Origin of the sequence: Gynurincola endophyticus (assembly GCF_003991195.1) — a bacterium.
Lineage (GTDB): Bacteria > Bacteroidota > Bacteroidia > Chitinophagales > Chitinophagaceae > Gynurincola > Gynurincola endophyticus.
In genome coordinates, this window is record NZ_RCWL01000012.1 from 1 (window position 1) to 22781 (window position 22781).

20 protein-coding genes are annotated in these 22781 nt (G+C 38.0%); 1 reads left to right on the top strand and 19 read right to left on the bottom strand.

Annotated elements, in window-relative coordinates; genetic code table 11:
- Positions 1 to 54: 54 nt before the first annotated feature.
- From D9O48_RS19155 to D9O48_RS17555, 18 genes are all read right to left on the bottom strand, one after another.
- Entirely contained in the window at positions 55 to 501 is a 447-nt protein-coding gene (locus D9O48_RS19155; protein WP_394343561.1) for a DUF6443 domain-containing protein, read from the bottom strand.
- Positions 461 to 838: a DUF6443 domain-containing protein gene (locus D9O48_RS19090; protein WP_126974287.1), complete on the bottom strand. Its 378-nt coding sequence runs from the start codon at positions 836 to 838 to the stop codon at positions 461 to 463. The genes D9O48_RS19155 and D9O48_RS19090 overlap by 41 nt, the downstream gene beginning before the upstream one ends.
- A gap of 9 nt (positions 839 to 847) precedes the next feature.
- Positions 848 to 1270: a hypothetical protein gene (locus D9O48_RS17480; RefSeq protein WP_126974288.1), complete on the bottom strand. Its 423-nt coding sequence runs from the start codon at positions 1268 to 1270 to the stop codon at positions 848 to 850.
- Positions 1271 to 1280: 10 nt separating this feature from the next.
- A complete protein-coding gene (locus D9O48_RS17485; RefSeq protein ID WP_126974289.1) occupies positions 1281 to 5288 on the bottom strand; it encodes a hypothetical protein in 4008 nt (1335 codons plus the stop codon).
- 54 nt (positions 5289 to 5342) lie between these two features.
- Positions 5343 to 6614: a hypothetical protein gene (locus D9O48_RS17490; RefSeq protein WP_126974290.1), complete on the bottom strand. Its 1272-nt coding sequence runs from the start codon at positions 6612 to 6614 to the stop codon at positions 5343 to 5345.
- 685 nt (positions 6615 to 7299) lie between these two features.
- Complete coding sequence (locus D9O48_RS17495; protein ID WP_126974291.1) at positions 7300 to 8187, bottom strand: dienelactone hydrolase family protein; 888 nt, start codon at positions 8185 to 8187, stop codon at positions 7300 to 7302.
- Between the two features lie 234 nt (positions 8188 to 8421).
- Positions 8422 to 8790 (bottom strand): nuclear transport factor 2 family protein, encoded by a 369-nt coding sequence (locus tag D9O48_RS17500; protein WP_126974292.1) that lies wholly within the window; start codon positions 8788 to 8790, stop codon positions 8422 to 8424.
- Positions 8791 to 8893: 103 nt separating this feature from the next.
- Entirely contained in the window at positions 8894 to 9868 is a 975-nt protein-coding gene (locus D9O48_RS17505; protein ID WP_126974293.1) for a pectinesterase family protein, read from the bottom strand.
- 331 nt (positions 9869 to 10199) lie between these two features.
- Complete coding sequence (locus D9O48_RS17510) at positions 10200 to 11117, bottom strand: transporter (RefSeq protein WP_126974294.1); 918 nt, start codon at positions 11115 to 11117, stop codon at positions 10200 to 10202.
- An 18-nt stretch (positions 11118 to 11135) separates the two neighbouring features.
- The gene (locus tag D9O48_RS17515; RefSeq protein WP_126974295.1) at positions 11136 to 11435 is read right to left on the bottom strand and encodes a hypothetical protein; all 300 of its coding nucleotides are present in this window, start codon (positions 11433 to 11435) and stop codon (positions 11136 to 11138) included.
- Positions 11436 to 11457: 22 nt separating this feature from the next.
- The gene (locus D9O48_RS17520) at positions 11458 to 12486 is read right to left on the bottom strand and encodes a cytochrome-c peroxidase (RefSeq protein ID WP_126974296.1); all 1029 of its coding nucleotides are present in this window, start codon (positions 12484 to 12486) and stop codon (positions 11458 to 11460) included.
- A gap of 5 nt (positions 12487 to 12491) precedes the next feature.
- Positions 12492 to 13307: an MbnP family protein gene (locus tag D9O48_RS17525; RefSeq protein WP_126974297.1), complete on the bottom strand. Its 816-nt coding sequence runs from the start codon at positions 13305 to 13307 to the stop codon at positions 12492 to 12494.
- A 16-nt stretch (positions 13308 to 13323) separates the two neighbouring features.
- A complete protein-coding gene (locus D9O48_RS17530) occupies positions 13324 to 14388 on the bottom strand; it encodes a cytochrome-c peroxidase (protein WP_126974298.1) in 1065 nt (354 codons plus the stop codon).
- The gene (locus D9O48_RS17535) at positions 14388 to 15209 is read right to left on the bottom strand and encodes an MbnP family protein (protein ID WP_126974299.1); all 822 of its coding nucleotides are present in this window, start codon (positions 15207 to 15209) and stop codon (positions 14388 to 14390) included. Before D9O48_RS17535 ends, D9O48_RS17530 begins: the two co-directional genes overlap by 1 nt.
- 30 nt (positions 15210 to 15239) lie before the next feature.
- A complete protein-coding gene (locus tag D9O48_RS17540; protein WP_158624932.1) occupies positions 15240 to 16103 on the bottom strand; it encodes a helix-turn-helix domain-containing protein in 864 nt (287 codons plus the stop codon).
- Positions 16104 to 16230: 127 nt separating this feature from the next.
- Positions 16231 to 16611, bottom strand: coding sequence for a hypothetical protein (locus D9O48_RS17545; protein ID WP_126974301.1), 381 nt, complete (start codon positions 16609 to 16611; stop codon positions 16231 to 16233).
- Between the two features lie 16 nt (positions 16612 to 16627).
- Positions 16628 to 17233 (bottom strand): SCO family protein, encoded by a 606-nt coding sequence (locus D9O48_RS17550; protein ID WP_126974302.1) that lies wholly within the window; start codon positions 17231 to 17233, stop codon positions 16628 to 16630.
- A gap of 260 nt (positions 17234 to 17493) precedes the next feature.
- On the bottom strand, positions 17494 to 18246 hold the full coding sequence (locus D9O48_RS17555; RefSeq protein WP_126974303.1) for an SDR family NAD(P)-dependent oxidoreductase: 753 nt from the start codon (positions 18244 to 18246) through the stop codon (positions 17494 to 17496).
- A gap of 404 nt (positions 18247 to 18650) precedes the next feature.
- Between D9O48_RS17555 and D9O48_RS17560 the strand changes: the two genes are divergently transcribed.
- Positions 18651 to 19562, top strand: coding sequence for a bestrophin family protein (locus tag D9O48_RS17560; RefSeq protein ID WP_126974304.1), 912 nt, complete (start codon positions 18651 to 18653; stop codon positions 19560 to 19562).
- Here D9O48_RS17560 and D9O48_RS17565 read toward each other — a convergent pair whose 3' ends face one another.
- Positions 19563 to 22781, bottom strand: a complete 3219-nt coding sequence (locus D9O48_RS17565) for a CHAT domain-containing protein (protein WP_126974305.1) — start codon at positions 22779 to 22781, stop codon at positions 19563 to 19565. It lies immediately after the preceding gene.

Here is a 22781-nt window from a genome sequence, read left to right on the forward strand (position 1 = left end):
TCAACTTTACGCAGCACTGTTTGGCCTTCCCGGTCGATGTAAGTAACACTGCGTTTACCGTCTTCGTCGGTGGTGGTGATACGCCTTAATGTGCCGATGGCATAATAACCCGGGGTGGAGGGACCCGAACCGGCCGTTAAAGAAACTTCCCACCGGCGCACTTCCCCAACAGCACTGTTCAACTCTTCGCTGGTGGAAACACCACGNAACAGCACTGTTTAATTCTTCGCTGGTGGAAACACCACGACCCGAACCCGCCCAACTGTTGCCCGCTGCCTGTACCGACAAGGGCCGGTGCAGCGGCGAGCGTTCATACACCGTTTTGCTGTAGTAGACGGACTCTCCCGGATACTGGCTGCTCATAAAAGTGGACTGTTTTGAAAAAGGGTGTGGATTAAAACGGCCCGTCACCGTATCAGAAACAAAAGGCAGGTATTGTAAACTCACCAAACCAATCGAGTCATACAATACCGGTGTTACNGACCAGTCCAATGGAGTCATATAAGAACGGTGTGACAATATCTTTACCCGCAGGACTCGCTTTTCTGGCACTTTGCTGCAACAGATTGCCCAGGCCGTCGAAGTACTGCACAGTCAAACGAACTTCTGCAATACTGCGGGTAGACAGCCGAACATCTGTTTCTGCGGTCAACGGCCGGGCAGGTATCCAACTGTATAGCTTATTAACCGATGTACTGCTGTAAGCTGCAGGAACGGCTGCCACTGGCAATGTGGGTGCAGGCACTGTGGGAGAAACCACCGGCACCACCTGGCTGCTGGCATCTATTGAATAAATAGCTGCCAGCAGTAAGTGCAACAAAAAATACGGCAAACGCATAACATTCCTTTATTGATGGATAATAGAAGTACCGATACTGCGGCTCAAGGCAGTATCCGCCAGTAAACGGTAACGGCGTTCATTCATGCCAGAAAGATACCTGTTCCATTGTACTTCATTCAATACAGACTCAATACGTTTCTCTCTTTCAACATATACCCTTCTCATTTCATCTCTCTTTTTTGTAGCAGCAGATTTGCTATCAGCAAACTTTTCATTTAAAAGTTGCATTCTGAAATAAAAAGTGTCCAATACCTTTTCCAGTGATTTTTGCTGATCCTGAGAAAGCTGCAAATCGCCGGCAATAGCTGATGCTTCCATAGAGGCTCTTCTCAGCGTTGCACTATCACCATATCTGTTTGTCGGTTGTGCAAGCATAACCGAACAAAAGCTCAATAAGAATGCGATTAAAAAAAACAGTTTAAGTTTCATGGCTTACTATTTAATAGATGACTTTATAATCTTTCCTTGCAACAAGAGAATATATATTTCGTTGTAAAGTACCGGTGTAAATAAGAGAATTGATATAAACACTCTGATTCAACAGAATCGTATTATTCGACCCTTCAGTGATAAATGAATGGAATGACCATTCATAAGGATATGTCCATTTACCTTTAGGATCAACAGACATTACTTCGTATTCTACTGTAACAGCAGCATCATTTGCCGGAATCATAAAGGCTTCATCTTTGTATAACTGAATGGTTACATCTGCGTATGTTGCATCCCAGGTAGTGTAAAGATTCTCATACTGAAGGCGTGCGTAAAGGGTGTTATAATCATTCTCTATGCGGTCGGGTACTTGTTGAGGTTCCTGAGTATCCTGTAAAAGAAGGGCAGCAACACCGGCATTTCCGCTTTCACAGTTGATTTGTTGTGCAGCATAATCATAACAATAAGAACCTAAGATATATTTATCGATATCCCTGATTGTTCTTAATCGCTGATGATGATCGTATTCATAAAATGTAGTATTGAGTGCCGCATCTGTTTTTACAGTTACGCCTGCTCCAATTTTATAATTAAAGGTCTCCATGTGTGCATCTGCAGGGTGCATACGAATTTCCTGTACAAAACCTGCAGGTGTAAAGGAAAATCTCAGATTAGTAGTTGCTCCTGTAAACTTAACCCGGCGTAAATTCCACGACGATTTGGTTTTTAGTATTTCATTTGAAAGTACGGTAATACCTCCCGCTGTCTGTTGTACCTGCAATACACAACCGTTTTCCCAATAAGTCAATACATAAGTATCAGAAGAATTCAACGTAAGTGCAAGGTTGATTGTTCCGGTTTGAGAAGCCATACTCAATGCTTTTGTACCGACAGGTGCATTTGTTGCTGCTGTGATATTAAAAGCATTTGTAGAACTCAACCCTTTGTATTCCTGACAAAATTCATTCAGCGGGGCATAAATAATTTCAGCAGGCGTTGCATTCAATGCAGAAGCTATTATATAAGTATCATTATATCCACGTATGAATGATTCACGTACATCGTTTCCTGCATATTTGCTAAGTATATTACCCTTCGTGTCATATGCTGCCAAAACAATTTCATCATAATCAGCTGATGTAGTATAATTTTTCACCGATGAAGGTTGAATATCTGTAGTATTAAAAAAAGAGAAAGCTGTTTTAATACCGTTCAGCAAATAATCAGTACTACCATACAGTACATAGGTTGTTTGTTCTAAAGGCCTCAGAAAATTTCTCTTTAAGAGCGAGTCTTTCATTTGTTGTTCAGGGGTGGTTAATCCCATTAAAAAATCTCCATTACCATTGAATGCATATCTGTAGTTCGTGAGTTTTATTTTGTCGTCAAGAAAGGTTTTGGTTTGTTTGAGTTGTGGCCTGCCGGCTGAATAATGATATTCATAATCAGTTCTGATATCCTGCCTGCCTGCCGGTGTATAAGTAGATTCAATCGTCATTCTTGGAGCAATAATAATGCTTTCGTGGTAATAATGGTTTCCGCAAAACACGCAGGGTAAGTTAGCTGGTAAACCCGGGCAAGACATTGGCACCTGATAATAGCCGGCTACTTTCCACCCTGTTACAGTTCCTTTTATTAAATAATCATATAAATTGACGTCCTGGTCAAAATCATAATCCCAGTCTGCGGCCGGTATCTGATTCATCAACTGATAGAGTGTAATATTCTTTTTGAGCAACAAGTTGTTTTGATCATATATTTTTTCCATAAGTAGTTTACCTCTCATAAAACCGAAATCCTGTGGAGGTAAAACCGGAAACTCGTACATGTTTACCCATTGCGATTCATTATCATACCTGAAGCTGAAGGTTTGTTCTCTTCTACCAAAACCTTCTTCGATGGTAGTTACTTCAGGATAAACAACATAAGAACCACCTTCTGTTGCCAGAGGAAACTGACTGGTTGCTGATAAACGTAAATAATCGCAATAACGATTTTCGCAGCCGTTTTTATGCAAAACACTCACCGGGCTGATTAAAATACCACTGGTTAAAGTAGTATCTCTGAATTGTTTATACTTGTACTTCGTTTTGTAAGACTTTGCCGCTATCGGATCATAATCAATTATTTCTTTTACCCTGACACCGCCGACATACATATTATTCGCTGAATAGCTGCCATGAAAATTGGAGTTTGTTTTGTTCAGATTCAGCTGATTCCAGTAACAGAATATTTCGTCGAAAGTACTATACAGGTAATCATAATTAAATTCTAAACGGTAATTTCCGCTCGGTAGAGAATAATTGCCATTATACTGATTAAAGAATTCATGAACGGTATATTCAGATGAAGGCCCCAGAACTCTTATAATTTTCACAGAAAAACTGCCGAACCCATAACCCCATAGAGAATAATAGAAAACACTGAATTCTTCAGCTGTGTTGATAGTAAATGAACGTTTATAAGCAGGTTCCCAGGGATTGGTCGTATTAAACGAGCTGGTGTCAAAATATTCGGTCTGATAATATCTGGCATCGGGTTTTACCTGAGAATGTACAAGATCATATAAGGCATCATTATTTTCATAAACAAATTCGCGATAGCCCCCGGTGGGAAAGGTTATTTTTCTGAGCGTTGCTGCCGGTGTATAATAAGGGTCGCTGCGTCTGTCACCGAGATTATCAACCATTACACTATTTCCATATCCGCTATAAGAACCATTCGGGAAAAAAGAAGTATTATAAGTTTTACCGTTGTAAAAACCCCAGTAATCCACTGCAGGAGAATTTCTTGGTGGCAGACTGGTCGTTTCCACATAGTCAAAGCGGTGTGTCAGGCTATCGGTACCCACATTTCCAAAAGAAGAGATATTCAGAAGTTTTAATCTTTTCCGGTTTGCATCGAAACCGGTTGAAGCACCGCTGGAAAGAAAATAATTATAATTCAGACGGATTCTTTTCAGCAGGTTATTATTGATATCATTAATACGGATTGAATCGATGCGGTAATTCACAGCATCCTGTCTTCCGTACGAATTATAAAAAACAACTCTTTCAGTATTCGTTTCTATTTCTTTGAGCATTTTCTCCCAGGCATTGATTTCACTATAAACATTATCCGAGTTAAAGTCAGAAGTTTTACACTGCCATAAATTATAACCGGCGATTAAATTATAGTATCCTCCGGAATAATTATAAGTATACGTATTCGTTGAATCATAAGAATAGGTGCATATTTTTTCGTCATTCATGTCAAATATTTCAGACATATGCCAGGTAGAGAAATATTCAATCGGGTACGGGCGGCTATTATCAAAACCAAGGCTCACAAAATCGGATAATGTTCTGTCGAGATAAGATTTTGTTTTAAGTTTATTCAATCCTAAATAGTATTTTATTCCATCTTCGTCGGTAACAATCCACCCCTGAATAATATTTCCATACGGAGCTTTGTTTAACCATACCGGTTCAATTTTTATATTCAATTGATTCATGATGACGATCTCCTTTTGTTCATTAAAGGAAAACTTGCCGCTATGGTTATTAAAATTGAAATAGTAAATATCCGGTTCTACGTCAATATAGTTTCTCAGAACACTATCCACTTTAAGTGTTCCGGAAGATCCGTTCATATGAGAAGGGCGGGTAGTAATATGCAGGAAACCTATACCGGGCAGATCGTCGGGTGCACCTCTCACGGTTCTTGTGATATTCCAGTTTCCGGAAAAACTCCAGCCCAAACCAACATTTCCGGCAATTTCTTCTACTTTAATGCCGCCATTATGATAATTAACAGAAAGCGGTATTTTTACTTTTCCTGCATCAATGGTATATAAAGGAACTGTAATAGGTGTTGTTCCTGTAAATGATCCAACCGGCCGTTCTGCAGTCTTGTACAACGCAGCCATAGTGGGTGTAACGGGTTTGGCATATGGCAAAGAGCCGTCATATTGAGTATAGCAATACAATGGAAACAGTAAAAAAAGTAAGAATATATAGGTAAGCTTCTTTGGCATAATCTTGAGTTATGTTCAGATTAATTAATTTTCATTTACAAATCATGAATGCTTTTACAAGGTATATCCCATTCTAAAAATGAGCGGTTGCCGTTGAACAGTTTGGCGGTCATATAAAAAATTCCATAGCAGTTGAAGAGACCCTTTTTTCTTTGCTACTGAGTATTTTTTTGAAATTCCCAGCAAACCTCTTTCCTCCCATTTATCTGCACCGCGCAATTCTGAAAATCTGTTAAAGCCGATGTTATAAATTTTTTCGTAACCACCGCTCAGGTAAAAACTTGCTTTTAACTTCCAGTCTATAAAAGATCTCAATCCGACACTTTCATGTTTTATTTTTATATTCCGGAAAGGTTGCCCCCATGATACGGCATAACTTCCTCCTATCCCGACAATACTTTTATCATTCAATTTATACCCGGCAGTGAAAGCAGCTTCACTTCTGGCAGGCAATTGATTCGTTCCTTTTTCAGATTGGAAATTGACACCATACTCTAATCGATTCAAAAAAGATTTTGTTGATGGCGGATGATTGTTAAAATCTGGAAGTTCAAGATCGGTATCTCTGTTGCGCAACTGATCTATTTTATTCTTCAAAGCAGACAGTGTTGTTTCTGCGTGTGTAACCTGCTGTTGAAGGATATTCCCTGCGTCAACTGTATTTCCTGTTTGCTGTTGTATATAATGCATAACGGCAGCTCTGGTTTGTAATTCACCGAAAGCAGGCGCTATACCGGAAATATCATTCTGCATGGGATTAAACAATGCGCTCAGCTCACTATTTTCTTTAAAAAAACGATTGAACGAAGGCATACTTTTTAATACATTGATGGCTTTTTGTTCAAATTTTTTAGCATCACTAATGATGGATTTATATTCTTTTAGTTGTTCTGTATAATAGTATATTTCTTTATTAAACCTTTTCATTTCTTTCAACAGTGACACTTCCGACAACTTTTCACGAAAGATAATTTGCCGGCTATTCAAATATTTACGCAGTATTTCAGCCTTTCCTAATTGCTGTTCAATATGCTCCAAATATTTTAACTGACCATCCGGATAACCGGAATGTCGTTGTAACAAAAAAGCAAAAGATGTTTTAATCGTATCCAGATAACCTATGTAGGGAATTTTCATTGTTGAACGGGGGCCATTCAATGTATTGACCAATAATTCATTCTGTGCACTCAGTAACTCTGCAGTAAAAGATGGATTTTTCTTTAAAATCTTTCTGAGTAGTTTTTTTTCACGTTGTTCTGTCTTGTTGAATATTTTTTTAGTTTTTCGATTCAACTCTCCTTCTATATGTAAAAATTTATCAGTCATTTTCTTCTGATATTTTTCAAAAGAAAAAGACAATACATCCTCTTCAGATGTATTTTGAGCATGAAGTACCTGGCTTATCAAAGAAATACATAACAGGCACAGCATGCATAAGCATCTATGTATTATTGATAACATCGATATTTCTATTTTAAAAAATAAAATAAAAAGGCATCGTTGAATGCATACGTTTTCTATCTCTCCGCAGAGATATCCGCAGGCCAACAAAATATTGTCCGTTGAGAGACGAACTTCAGTTACAGTAGATTACTATGGATACCGCTTTATCCATCAGATGAAAACCATTTGGGGGGGGAAGTAATATGCCTGGTTGAAAGACACCAGATGAACCACTAGTCTGAAACAAATGTAGACATATATTTTCGACTAAGTGTAAACTTTATAAGCTAAAAAATACATTTTTCTTATTAAGTGTACTTAATCAAATAAAAATAGAAACCACTTATGAGTTACTTCGGTTTTGTTCAATATTTTATGAATCAATCATATTGTTACAACAATAAAAAAATATTAAAAAAAATGTGTTCGCAGGTGAATAGTGTTATACCGGTAAATAAAAAGGAATCCGGCATCATGTATTATTTGATTGCTGAATTCCTTCTTCTGAAAAATTTTTCCGTCGAGGCCTTGAGGAGATGTTTATTACCTAATGATTTAAATATTTCATTTATTTAAGTTTAGCAGAGAAAAACGCTATTGTTCTGTTCCATGCCAGCTCTGCTGCAGCTTTATCAAAACGCGGTGTAGAATCGTTGTGAAATCCGTGGTTCACATTCTCATACATATACATCTGATATTCCTTCTTATTTTCTTTCAGTGCTTTTTCATACGCAGGCCATCCTTCATTTACACGAGTGTCAAGTGATGCATAATGTATTTGCAGCGGTGCTTTAATATCAGGCACATTCTCTACTGGCGGTTGTCCGCCATAGTAAGGAACAGCGGCATCCAGGTCGGGCATTCTTACTGCCATCATATTGGATATCCAGCCGCCGAAACAAAATCCTACCACTCCTGTTTTTCCATTACAGGCTTCGTGTTTTTTAAGGTATTCAGCACCGGCAATAAAATCTTCTAACATTTCATTGCGATCTCTTTTACTTTGCATGGTTCTACCTTCATCATCATTGCCGGGATAACCGCCTAAGGGGGTTAATGCGTCGGGAGCAAGACTTACAAAACCTGCAACGGCAGCTCTTCGTGCAACATCTTCTATATAGGGGTTTAATCCTCTGTTTTCATGTACAACCAGCACTCCACCTACTCTCTTTTTAGCATCCTTAGGTATACATAAAAGGGCCTTAATAGAACCTCCTCCTTTAGGAGATTGATAATGAATGTATTCTGTAATAATTCGGGGATCGTTTTCTTTCACCTGAATTTGAGCTTCATAATCAGGCATCAGAAAACTCATTAAAGAGGTAACGGTCAGGCCACCTACAGCGTAGGTAGAAAGTCTTTTCACAAAATCGAGTCTCGTCAGACGGTTGTGTGCATAATCGTCATACAGATCAAACACTTCTTGTTGAATATCTTCTTTTTTGATAGACGCCATGATGGATGGTTTAATTTCTATAAATATAAGTTATTTCAGGCAAGATGTAAATAGTGTTTCCCGTGCATATGATCAGGCATAGAATCTCTTGCAGAATTCATTGTGCACTGAAGCAACTGCTCCGGAACTGGTGCAGATAATATCTTTAGCTGTATGGTTATCTGTCACGCAAACAATGTTGATCTGATCAGTTATAGAAGAAACAACATTCTTAATTATTAATTCTTAATTTATTTAGTTGTGTTTAATACAATAAGACATTATCTCAATTACTTTATCCATTGCATTAAACTCATATACGTCGCAAGACGAAATGATTGCTATCGTATTGCCATCACGTACGAAGCGCGCATTACCGGTAACTACTACATGATGTTCATCCTCAATTATTTTCTCAATGATAAAGTCAGTTTCAACCGATTCGAAATAAGCAGCTGTTGTTTCGCAATATTCTTTTACATGATCAATGCCAGCCAGTAATTTTTCACCAACAATATTCCAGACTACATTTTCGGTGAGGTAATCATAGGCTGCTTTGAAATTACCGAGCGATATATTCTTTGCAACAGTTTTTCTGACTGTTATATTTGTTTGATCTTCCATAGTAATCAGTTTATATAGATGTTGGTATTTGGTTGTCTATTTATCTAATTACTGCAAAAACCATACTTTAGTGATTATAATCTGTTAAAACAGAGATAGGTTATTAGTAACGGGCTGGTTTCCAATCGCCGAAAATGTTTTCAAGCGTATAGAGAGATGCTTCTTTTTCAGTAAGCATGTTTGCCCAGCTTACTCTTTCTTTCACCGAACTGCCATTTCCTTTATTTTTATATTCAGCGTAGTATACGGTTTTCTCATTATCTGTTTTACCCCAGTTATCCCACCCTTTCGGAGTTACTATTTCATCTATGTGGCAGTATAAAAAAACAGTCTTAGCAAAAGGCCGCCAGGGCCTTCCCAGTTTAAAACTTCCCGGAGGAGCATTACCGGTTATTTTGCAATGCAGAAAAACGTATCCGAAGGCGTTTTCCTGTGGTGTGGAGGCCGCTGTGAAATAGCCTGCTGTTTTACCGAAGATCGTACAACTGTCAAACACGGCTGTAGACGACCCGAAAATAAAATCTACGGTTCCTTCTATGTAACACCGTAAATAGTATTGACGGCTTTGTTTCCCATAAGTGTATAAAGTATCCTGATACCCTATAAACCGGCAATCGGTAAACTGTATTTTATCTCCGGCTACCAGTACAGCCACAGCCTGCCCTACCGGCCCGGCCGTATTCTCAAAAGTTAACTTTGAAAAATGAATATTAATTCCGTAGATATAAAAACCGGCAGATCCTGAAGTTCCGATATTTTCACCAAAGCGGTTTTGGCGGCTGGCAAAATCATCGTAAGTAATGATGGTTTGTAAGGGGTCTTCGCCCACAAAAAAGATATTCTGTTTGCTTTCTGCCAGAACGATTTTTTCTTTATAAGATCCTCTTTTAACAAAAATGAAAGTCTGTTCGCGCCGGTAATCAGGTACAGCGTCAATGGCTTCCTGAATGGATACAAAATCGCCACTGCCGTCTTTGGCAACGATGAAATCATATTCCACTATAGTGCCTGCATTTTTTTTAGCCTGAATATTGCTACAGTTCAATATCACAAATAAAATGATCAATAGATACTTCATTTTACTAAGATATTAAACATTCAGAAATAAAATTACCAGAAGGTATTGCCGAAAAAATTATTTCTATAAATAATATTAATTGAACAACGCTGAATCACCTAAGAAACATTGATTCGAAATTCAATCTTTTACTTATATAAGTGAATGATGAAAACATGAAGAAATAAGTAGAAACAGAAGAGAATGAAGCTACAGTGTTGCTGCCGTAAGATCCTTATTCACTTCATTTTCTTCATGTTTTACATTGTTCAACATCAAGATAGTCAATTATCAGATCAATAATTGAACTGTAGTTATTATTTAATTGCTGAATGGTGAGTTCAAATCCGCTTTATAATACTATCGCAACATGTATCATCCATCTGTCTTGTGCTTTTGCCATTCCTTTTGCCAGGTTCTGAGATAAGGGTGTCTGATAATTTCCACCCAGGGAAATTCTTTTAAAGGCCGTTTCCAGGCCGATTGTTCCCAGTAATAAATTTCCTCCGGAACTGGCTACCTGTATGGTACCGTCTCTGTCTACCGAAGAGTTTTCATATTGCATTCCTGCATTTGGTGCAATCAGTATTTGTTGACGGGTTCTGAATTTATAATAAAACTGTCCGTTTACATTAAAGCGGTTACCATACTGATAATCGTATTTATTAGCGGTGTTCATCTTGTATCCACCCGTAACATTAATACCTGCATCCTGTAAACGGATATCATACATAGCCTGAATATTAAAATCATAGCTACCCGTTCCCAGCTGAAATAAATTTAAAGAGGCATTGGTAGCCAGGTGGTCGGCCGGATTGTATTTTCCGGTAGCTAATTTAACACCGGCACCTAACCATAAACTTTGTACTAACAAACTATTTCCGTGCGAATTTCTTTTGTTCAACAACTGATAAAAACCGAAAACACTCGCATCACCAATTCCATTCTTGGTTTCGGTAATTCCCTGGTTTGTTTTTTCATTAAAGCTATAAGGCAGAGAAGCCATTACACGGAACTTCTCATTAATATTCCATCCACCCCAGAATTCAGTTATGCGGTAATTTTCCTGTGTAGTTAAATAAGTAGTAGCACCTCCAACACCGATATGAGTAAGCATGCTATTGGTTCTATACCGGATACCAAAAACGTGTTTCTGAAATTCAGGAAGAATACCGATATAATTATTACCGACGCCGCATCCACAGATATCACATGCGAAAATCATTACCGGTGTTATCAGAATAATCAAAACAGAAATAATTTTTTTCATAATTTACAATTTAAACGTCTAGTGTCTATTGGCAGAAGAATGAGTATTTTTTTCTTCCAGAAAAGCATCTTTACAACCGCTACTGCAAAAACCATATATTTTTCCATTTATATGCAATGTGTCGGCAGCGCCTTTGATTATAGACATATTGCAAATACTATCTGTAGAAGACACAAATAAATCGGGATCATATGCATATAATTTTCCCGGATATTCCTTATGCATTTCATGATTTTCCTCAGCATTTGCCTGATCACTATTACAAGATAAAATGCCTGAAACAACGATTACAAGTATAGATGAATAAATATTTTTCATGTTGTTTTACTATTTATGAAGATTATTGTTCAGCAGTCAGTTTATCTGTTACAAAAACTTTATCATTCAGCGTATTCAGAAAAGCTTTGATTTTCTTTTTTTCGTCAGAAGTTAAAGGAATACCCGGTTCATTATTTTGCTTCAACAGCGGATCGAGGTTTTGTGTTTCCTGTACGGTAAAACTATAATGATCGATCACTGCATCTAATGTATAAAAGCGGCCGTCGTGCATATAGGGTGCCGTATAGGCAAGATTTCTCAACGAGGGTACTCTGAACCGGTATTTATCATTTTCATTTAATGTAACCTCATAACGCCCCATGTCATCATTAGCACCTATACCGATACCGTTATTTCTGAAGCTATTATCAGTAAACAAAGGTTCAGCATGACAGCCTGCGCATTTTTGCTGTACAATAGTATATCCCTGCGCTTCTTCAACGGTAAAACTTGTTCTTCCTGTTTTAACACTGTCGTATTTACTATTGCTGCTGATGCACATCAACATAAACTGCGATAAAGCCTTCATAAAAGCTGCTGTTGTGATTGTTTCTGACCCGAATGCATTTTTAAATAGTTTCGGATACTCCGGGTGTACCTGTAGTTTACTAATAATATTCGCTACGGTCTCATCCATTTCTTCATGTGCCGTAATGGGTGCAATAGGTTGAAGGTCGAGATCAAAAATGCCACCGTCCCACATATAATTCGGAATCCAGGCCAGGTTCATGATAGGTAAGCTGTTTCTACGGCCTAAACGATCATCAATACCGTGGCTCACATCGTGCCCATGCTGTGTAAATGCTGATGACTGAATATGGCAGCTTCCGCAGGTAATAGTATTGTTTCGTGAAAGCCGTGGTTCATAAAAGAGTTTTCTTCCTAATTCGAAACCTTCTTTTGTTACAGGATTATCGGCAAACCGGTATACGGGATCAGGAAAATGAGCCGGTTTTATAAAACCGGCAAAAAATTCTTCCGTCACATCTTTATTACAGGCAATCACTATAGTGATGAATGCGAGAATAATCGTGTATTGTTTTTTTCCCATTATCGCTAATTTTCAGTGTGATCGTGCGTAAACATGTCTGTAAAATTATTTGCAACATTCACGCTGAAATCGCTGAACATTACCTGTGGGTGAGTAGCAAGACTAATCGTATTGGCACCGCTTAACACTTTACTGATATCGACCATAAAATGAATATTCGATCTTCTTCCGGCTCTTACCTGTGCAATACCCCGTTCAGTTAAATCTTTTGTAATGGTTTTGATATTATTAATGGTGGGCGCTGAGTATCCGCCAAAACCACCGATATGATAACGGTATTTATGTTGGCCGGTCGGGTCTACCGGTGCGGCAGTACTGATCCCTTCCATTTTAAAAAAGATATAGCCTGAATTCCATCCCCAGTACATACCGGCTTCCATACCGCCTGCGGGATCTAAAACACCGGTTCGGCGGCTGATATCCATGGTACTGCGTAAACTATCAACACCTAATACAAAAGTAACACTCGTATAATCACCTGCCGGAACTTTTACTTTAGCAAAACGTGTTTCCACATCATCTGCTTTAATGAGAAAGTAACTACTATCCTGCGGCACAATATATTCCGTACCATCAGCTTTTTTCAGTTTTATATTACTGATAAAGTACTGCAATAGCTGAATATTATAAGTTTCACCGGCAGCACTGCGATAATTCACATTATTCAGAATCAGCTTTTGCCCGCCAACAATATTGTCAAACTCCAGTGATAAATCAGACAGGTTACCTTCGTTATAGTCTGGTTCAATTGTATCTTTAGAGCAGGAAGTTAACAGAATAACACTCCCGACAAAAACATTCAATAATTTTGCAAACTTCATTTTAATATTTTTATAATTATTTTTTAAGAAAGCCGGTATCGGTTAATGCTTTCATAAAAGCTATAATATTTTTCTTTTCGGTTTCTGACAAAGGGATACCTGCTTCACCATTTTCTTTTTGAAACATTTCAGCAGCCAATGACGGTGAATACTTTACACCTTCAGAATAGTGCATTAAAACACTTTCAATAGTAGCAAAGCGTCCATCATGCATATAAGGGGCAGTGACCATAATATTTCTCAGAGTTGATGTTTTATAAGCGCCAATGTCTTTATCGCTATAGGTTACTCTTGCACGCCCCAGATAAATATCATCAACACCCGCGTCAGAGAAGTCGTCATCCAGCCCGTTATTATGGTAAAGATTATCCGTAAAAAGGTCAGTTGCATGACAAGGCTGACATTTTAACTGTACGAGCAGCATTCCCTGTTTTTCTTCATCACTCAAAAATCCACCGGCTTCCTTTCTCACATATTTATCATACCTGCTATTGGCTGAAACCAATGAGCGTTGAAACTGTGCTAATGCTTTTACAATATTAGCAGCAGTAACAGGTGCCCGGAAAGCTTTGTCAAACAATTGAACATACTCAGGAACAACGATCAGTTCCTCAATCAATTCAAAAAGATTCTGTGCCATTTCATCATGGGCTGTTAAAGGCCCGAATGCCTGCGATTCAAGGTTAGTAGCACCTCCATCCCAGAACAATCCATTATTAGCCCACGCCATATTGATCAATGCCGGTGAATGCCGCAACAAAGTGGTTCCGGATACGCCGATATTATTCAGTGCAGCTCCGTCACTATAGGATAATTCAGGACGATGGCATGTAGCACAGGAAATCTGGTTATTACCTGATAAACGCTTATCAAAGAACAATTGCTTTCCTAATTCAATTCCTTCTTTTGTCATTGGGTTATCCGGATCAATCATTACCCGAGGAAAGTTTTCAGGAATAGTAAATGCAGCAGTTTCACCCGGCTCTTCGTCTGGCAGAATAACATCAGGTTTATGGCAGGAAATGAATAACATTCCTGTCATAAAACCGTTTAAAATATAATGTAATAAAGATTGTTTCATTACTCAACATCTGTCAGAACAATTGCTTTGGTATAATTTTCGGCGAGCTTTGACATTACCTGCGCCTGTGAAGCACCCACTACAGGAGTAGCGATCAGGTCAACACCATCCAGAATTTTAACCACATCTACCGAAAAGTTTGCTTTTTTAGGATCAGTAGAACTGATATTGACGCCGGTTGGCAGATTAATGGTTACAGATTTATAATTTGTATTTAAGCCGGTTTCAGCCTGAATATTTTTACTAACGTTGCCTTCCGTTACTTTTCCACCGATCGCCGTAAAAATATAACTGGTATGCCACATCCATGAAACATTAGTCATACCATTCAGCTGCGATAACTCACCGGCCTGTAAACTCAGATTATTATTGTAAACAGGGTCTACTCCTATAAAGAATTTAACAGAAATATATTCACTAACAGGAATGTTTTCAATTTTAACAGATTCTCTTTCTTTAGCTGGGTAGGTATAATCACCATCCTGCACTACTACAGCAGCAGTTTTTTCAACTAAATAATAGCTGTTGGGTACAGCATATTCTATACCGGCCGTATCTGTTAAAACTACATTTGAAATCCAATATCTGAGTTTATTAAAATTATAAGTTCTTCCTTCGATATTGAAATCGGTATTCAGAACAAAACTTTCAGCACCTACTTTAGACTGGAAATTAAGTGTAAGCGTACCTGGTGCATCGATAATAATTTCTTTTTCAACGATTACTTCTTTCTCCACTTCTACTAATACCTCTTTTTCTTTTGTACAGGCCGTAAAACAAAAAATCACCAACAAGCTTAAAATCAATATATTTCTTTTCATAATTATCATCATCTTAAATCAATTAACTGTTTATTGTTTTCTAAACATTTCAGGTGTAACACCTGAATGTTTTTTGAAAAAAGTAATGAAGTAAGACGAGCTGTCGAATCCTAGTTCATAAGCAATTTCTGCTACAGATAATGAAGTATAATACAACATCCGCATTGCTTCAATCAATACTCTTTTCCGGATAATTTCACTACTTGTATTATTGCGTAACGTTTGACACAATTTATTCAGGTAATTAACACTAATATGCAACTGATTTGCATACCACGAAGGATTTTTATGCTGCTGATAATTCAGTTCGATCAACTTTTCAAACTGAATGATCTTTTCTTCACTGCTACCAGGTTTTACCGGAGGAACATCTCGTTTAAAGTTTTTATCCAGTTCAAACAAAAGAATATTCAGGTAAGAGCGGATAACTTTTTCACCATGATTGTAATTCTGCTGAAATTCATCATTCATAAATTGCAGTATAGTACTACATTTTATAAACTGTTCCTTTGATAATGCTGTTGTTTTTTCGGTTGAGAACCGGAGCCATTCAAACTGATACAAAACATTATTGTTGTATCGCAATGAGAAGAAGCTTTCTGTAAAACAGAGCATCTTGGCTTTTATATTGTTTTCAATGCAAAAGCTTATTACATTATCTGGCTGAATGCATATTACCGAAGCGGGCGTCAACATTATTGTATGCTGATCAACCTGAAGAGACCCGCTCCCGTCCTGAATAAACAGCAGCGTATACGCCTGTAATTGATGAGGTTTTTTCAGAAACGGATAGTTTTCTATTATACGTTGCAGATCGCTCAACCAACAATACGGGCGTGTTTCATCCAGTACCTTCAATTGAAAAGAAGGTATTGTATTCGTTTTTACAGTCATGATACCACCAATAAAACATGAGTAAGACGCTTGAAGAATAAGCATACCGCTGCCAGGCATAACCGTTATTAATGGTTATCACCGCATACAGATGTTTTACATCATTCGTAGAGAATTTACCGGAACATTATACAACTGCAGCTGCTGCGGGGGGATGAAATACAGCATGAATATAACCGGATGGAATATAGTAATCGCCATATTCGGGATACTGAATATCACCGGCAATAGTGTGTGAGGATGTTTCTTTATTTATTAACTGCTCACAGTAAAAAAATGCTTCTGCATTTTTAAAATCCGGAGCATTTTGTTGTTGCTGGTCTTTTGAATTGAATTGATCTTCGAGATAACAAGATCCCATACAAATAGGAATAGCATCAAAGCGATTAATACAGAGGTTTTTTGCGATATAGTCCTGATTCAACTTAAACATACCTACAATACATAAGTATCCGGTACTTTGTATCAGTAGAGCAAGAATGAGTAATATGGACAATAGTTTTTTCAACGATGCAAAATTAGCCTTAATATTCTTCTTTCAAAAGTTTTTTTATGTCACTGATCAGGCGCTCTGTTTCTTCAGGTTTAGTGCCATTATAAACGCCTCTGATATGTCTGTTACGGTCAATTAACAATAAGCCGCCGCTGTGTACAAATCCACCGGGAGCAGTACTATCTGGTAATGCTGTTGCGAAATAAGACTTCTCGGCCAGGTCTATAATTTCATCCTGATTACCGGTAAGGAAATGCCATTTACCGGATTTTGCGCCCAGGTTTTCAGCATATGATTTCAGTCGTGGAATCGTATCTCTGACCGGATCAATGGTGTGGGATACAAATACTACCCTGTTATCCTGTTCAAAAGCTTCGTAAGCTTTGTACATTTCTCTGGTCATTACCGGACAAATCGTAGGGCAGGATAAAAAGATGAAATCTGCTATATAAATTTTATCTGCTAATGACCGGTTACTTACGAACTGACTATCCTGATTAAGGAAAGAGAAGTCGGCAATGGTCGGATATACTGTGCTATCGCCCATCTGCTCAGGCTCACCCAGAAAAGGTAAGCGGTTATTTTGTTGACAGGCAACGAATAGAACTTGTATAAATAAAAAATATAAATATTTCATATGATTCAGTAAAATGAATTACTAAAGAAGCACAAAGGTAACAGAGTTTCGGTAAAGAAAACCGTTTCTATTACTGATTTCGGTACGAAGAATTGAATAGCAAAACATTATTCCTCATTTATTAAACCGGTGGGCAAACAATAAGGGTATAAAACGAAACAGGTGATTGCATTACACAACCACCTGCTTTCAGCTACTATTAACTTATCACTATAACGAAGAAACAATCAACTTCGTTATTTATCAATCACTGCACTATTTTAAACTGCGGTATAACCACCATCGGCAATAAAATAACTACCGGTAGTGAAAGAAGATTTATCTGAACTTAGAAATACAACGAGGTCTGCTATTTCTTTCACATCGCCCAAACGGTTCATCGGGGCTTTTGCAGCAATGGCTTTTTTGGCATTTTCGTCGAGGTTATCATCTAATAAAGGAGTAAGAATATAACCAGGGCCTACTGCATTACAACGGATATTTTTTTGTCCATATTCTGCGGCAATATTTTTTGTTAAACCAACTACTCCATGTTTAGCTGCGGTATAAGCACTGCTCATCGGAGCTGCTACAGTACCGTGTATAGAGGCAATATTAACAATATTACCACCACCGTTTTTTTCCATTTGCTCCAACTGATAACGGCATCCGTAGAAAACACCACTCAGGTTAATGCCAATCACTTTATCCCAGGCTGCAATATCATACTCTCCTACTAACTGGGCGGGCCCACCAATACCTGCGTTATTACAAGCAATGTCTAACCTGCCAAATCTGGCTACAGCAGCAGCTACCAGGTTTTTATTATCTTCAGCTTTTGAAGAATCAGCCTTTACAAAGAGTGCTTTTCCTCCCTGGCTTTCAATATCAGCAACGGTTTGTTGACCATGTTGTTCATTGATATCAGAAACGACCACACTGGCTCCTTCATGAGCATAAGCAATGGCTATAGCTTTACCAATACCGGAGCCGGCACCTGTTACCAGTGCTACTTTTTCGTTTAATAAACCCATAATCGTTCTTTTTTAATATATGATTACTAACAAAATTGAAGAGAATATGTTCTATTAAAAATTAATTAATAGAAAAAAGCAAGTAAATCATTTAGAGGGGGAAGCCTATGTACGGTTGATAACACTTTTGTAAAGAGAATATTTTTTGTAATAACTATTTAAACAACATCTTCACCTTCTACAAATAAATGATTTTCAATAAATCACAGAAGCATTATCAACCATTTGTACAGTTATTCGGCTAAAACAAAGAATAAACAATCAGAGCTGGTATACTTACTGCTCCTACAATAATTATATGCAAAACTGAAGCCCGGCCATGCGAAAAAACCTTTTTAGTGATTAATTCAATTTTCTCAGCCAGCCGGCTTCCCCTATCTTTGCAGCTCTCAAACAGCAACACTATGATCACCAGAGAAAGAGAGAACTGGCTCCGGATGTTGTTCATCTGGCAAGGTTCAGTACTTCACAAAATATGGCCCCGGTTATTAATATTATTAGGCGTGTCTATAATTGTTTATCATTTTCATGGCCATCTTTTCAGTTATAAAATTAATCTGAATCCTGCCGCCTTTACTTTAGTAGGTATAGCACTGGCTATTTTCTTAGGGTTTTGTAACTCTGCTGCCTATGACCGTTATTGGGAAGGCAGAAAACTCTGGGGATCACTCATCATCAATACCCGTTCTGTTGTTCGACAAGTTACTACCTACCTACACGCCGATAAATATCCTTCACATGAGTTTGCAAAAATGGCTATAGCATTTTCATATGCTTTAAAACATCAATTAAGAAAAACTGACACTACACCTGACATTGAAAGACTGTTACCGGAAGATGTAGCGATACAAGTACACTCTGCTAATTTCAAACCGGTGATTATTTTAAGAGAAATGGCCAGCTGGATTGATCGTGCGCACCAGGAAGGGCATATTGACAGTATTACTAAAATGGGAATTGACGCTAACCTCGATAAACTTTCCGATATAGTGGGCGGCTGTGAACGTATTGCCAACAACCCGATCCCTTTCTCTTATTACGTATTACTGCACCGGACTGTCTATATCTTTTGTTTTTTACTTCCATTCGGACTGGTTGACAGCATCGGTTGGATGACACCTGTAATTGTGATGTTTATCGGATATACATTTATGGCGCTGGATGCTATTGTAGATGAAATTAGTGAACCCTTCGGTACCGAACCGAATGACCTGGCATTAAATAGTATGTGTATCACCATCGAACATTCATTAAGCGAAATGGTGAACCTGCCGATAGAGAAAAAGATCATACGCGCAGCAATGGTAGTAGATTAATCATCGCTTTGATTTGACTCTTTTCCTGTAAAACAAAAAACCGGTGAGTAGCAACAAAGCCACTACAATTAAAGAGTAATATGCCGAAAGATTATTATAAATTGGAGTTGTATCACCAATCAATGATAAACCGGCCCAGTAATAAGGATGCGCCAGAGATTCATCTTCGCCATTAATGACATCTAACTTTGCCCTCCTCAATGCTTCACTTTTACTTTTCCCTTTGGCCAGGTATTGATAAAATTTTTCAATAACATCCGTACTTGTTTTTTCATCAATCTTCCACAAGCTCATCACCACCCCCGGGCATCCCGCGTGCATAAAACTATGTGCAAGAGATATCACGCCCTCTCCGTTTCGCCAGGCACCCGCACCTGTTTCACAGGCACTCAACACAGCCAGCTCTGCACGTAATTGCATAGAATAGATCTCATACGCATGCAGATAACCATCGTCATTATTCAATGTATCATCAGGCATAGCTTTCGCCAGAAAAAACCTGGATTGTAACGGAGACTGATCATTTACTTCAGCATGTGTTCCCAAATGTAAGATTCTGTAATTACCTGCTTTTTCTTTAAAAATACGCTCTTCCGCATCCTGTTCAATATACATATCATTCGGTAATAGAGTAGCGATACGTACCGCTCCCGTCAAAGCAAATGGCTGTCTGAATAAATACCGGTACGACTCATCAGCCAATACATCAGACGCTCTATTAAAATAATTCTGCTTCATCTCATCTGAAAAAACCGGTGTGAATAAAGCCAGCTTTTTAACATCACGCCCGTTTTTCATTTTAGAAAACTGTATCGCACTGGTAGCAGAGAGCAAATACGACAATTCATATTTCTGAATCAGGTAAGGCATTTTTGCAAAACTCCTCTCCTTGTCATCTGATAAAAGTATTTCAAAATTCAGGTAATGTAATTCTCCATCGGGAACAATCAATAGTTTGCGAGAAGAAAAATATTGCTCTGCCGGCTGAATCAACGATTTATATAAAGCATAGGCATTCTCTGTAAACTCCTCCGGTTTTAATCCATATAAATTACGCAACAGAGCCACCCGTTCCAGTACCTTTTTGTCTATTTGTTTTAATTTAAAGTCATTTGCGGTTAAAACAAACAAAAATATAGACTGCTCTGTAATAGCATATTCAACCAATGTTTCGTTCTTCTTTAACAGTTCCCTCCTTATCTGTTCGGGAGTTGCCGGAGTAATATCATTTTTCAATAACAAAGTATTATCGCCAGCCTGTTTTAAACTATCCTGAAAATAACGGTACGATTCCATTGCCGATGATAACACTCCCAATAATGAATCTTTTCTATCCTCATTAAGATATTGAAGGTTGATGGTATGAATATTTGCCCTAAACCACTGATCTCTTTGTATTACGGGATTCTCATCGATATTTTGTTCAACCAACATATTGTTCGAGGCTAATTTCAGTAATAAACCTTTACTACTCTCTGCAAAAGAAAAAGCGTTACGAACATATTGCTGCTGACTGCCCTTTTCAGACAATATCCAGCAGGCCTCCATTGCCTGAGCAAAGATTTGTTTATTTACATCAGCTAAATCAATCAATGCAGCCTGCGATCGGAATGCATGCAGATTACCGGTGATAAAATTTTTATACTGATCAGCCAGCTGCAGCAATTCAATTAGTTGTTCTTTATTGGTATTCTGCTGATACATTCGCATTAATATACCAATACGTGTATTGATATATACCAATACATTATAACTAAAAGGTAAATTTTGTATCCATTCGATTTTTTGTTTCCAATCAGGCCGGCCTGTTAATAGTTCTGTAAAAACACTATCTGAATAACGATAGGCCTGCTCCAATTCACCGGCAGATAAATAGATTTCACTGATATCTCCCAGCTTAGCCGCAATACTCTGATTACCGGCAGGATATTTTGTTCGGAAAGACTGTACAATTCCTTTTGTTAACTCAAGAGCCTGTTCTTTCGCTCCCATGATCGCGAGTATTTTAGCAAGATCCAGCTTTGTTTTCAAAGCCAGTTCAGTATGTTCAGACTTCCCTTTTTTATAGTTACTCAGTGCGCGTTGGTACCAGGCTTTAGCAGCAACGTAATCTTGTTTTAATACATAATAATCACCATAAAAAGTTTCAGCATAAGCAAGGTCTGATAAATTATAAGGAGCATGCCGTAATTGTAACTGATAGGCACGTTCGAATATTTTACCGGCCTCCTCCATTTGGCCTACTTTCATTTTGTTCACTGCCAGATCTAATAAAATATTTACCATTCCCGGACCATCGTCACCATATGTTTTGGTAAGAAGCTGTGATCCTTTCTGTAAATATTCCTGTGCCAGAAATGGTTCATTGATATATTGATATAAATTACCCAGGTTCTGATAAGCGGCCGCTAACGGAAAACCGTCTCCACCACTGATATAATTTTCCTGTTGTATATCCACTGCTTTCTGACGGTGAAAGAGTGCTTCCTCATATCTGCGTAACATTTCATAGATAATCGCCAGACTATTGTGCATCGTGCCCACCCCGGGGTGATTCTTAGAGAAATGAATCATCATTACTCTTTGAAACTCTTTACCATCTTCTAAAGCGGCTTCATATTTTTCGTCATAACTATTGATGTAATAACGTGTTTGAACAAGTGTACTCATGGTAAATCCGTCTTTACCTTCTAAAGCCAGATTCATATTATATGCATCGTCTGCATACTTTCTGGCAGTAGCATATTCACCCAGTAAAAGATTTTTTACAGCAATATAGTTGTAGAGAAGTATATAATGGCGGTTCGGTGGTTCATTTTCATTAATGGCAGCCAGCCCCTTCACAAAATATTTATCAGCCTCGTCTAATTCATGCTGCTGTATAAATAGTTGTCCCATTCTGCTATAAGCAGCCACACGCGCAACAGATTTTGGGGGAAGGGTTTCTGCAAGTGTTAAGATAGTGTCCATTAAACTGAATGCAGAATCCAGCCCGTTATTATGCCATACCACCAATACTTTTTGCACTTTTGCCAATACAAGGCTATCTATACGACTTTTTTGAACCTGACGGTCAATAGATAAATTAATATAATAAAGAGAACTGTCTATTTTATTCTCACGATAAGTACGCACAGCTTTATCGTAATTGTTTTCCTGTGCATTGGCAAACAAAGTCAATAAATTTGTCAGGAAAAAAGTACAAAAAAGCCACTTCAT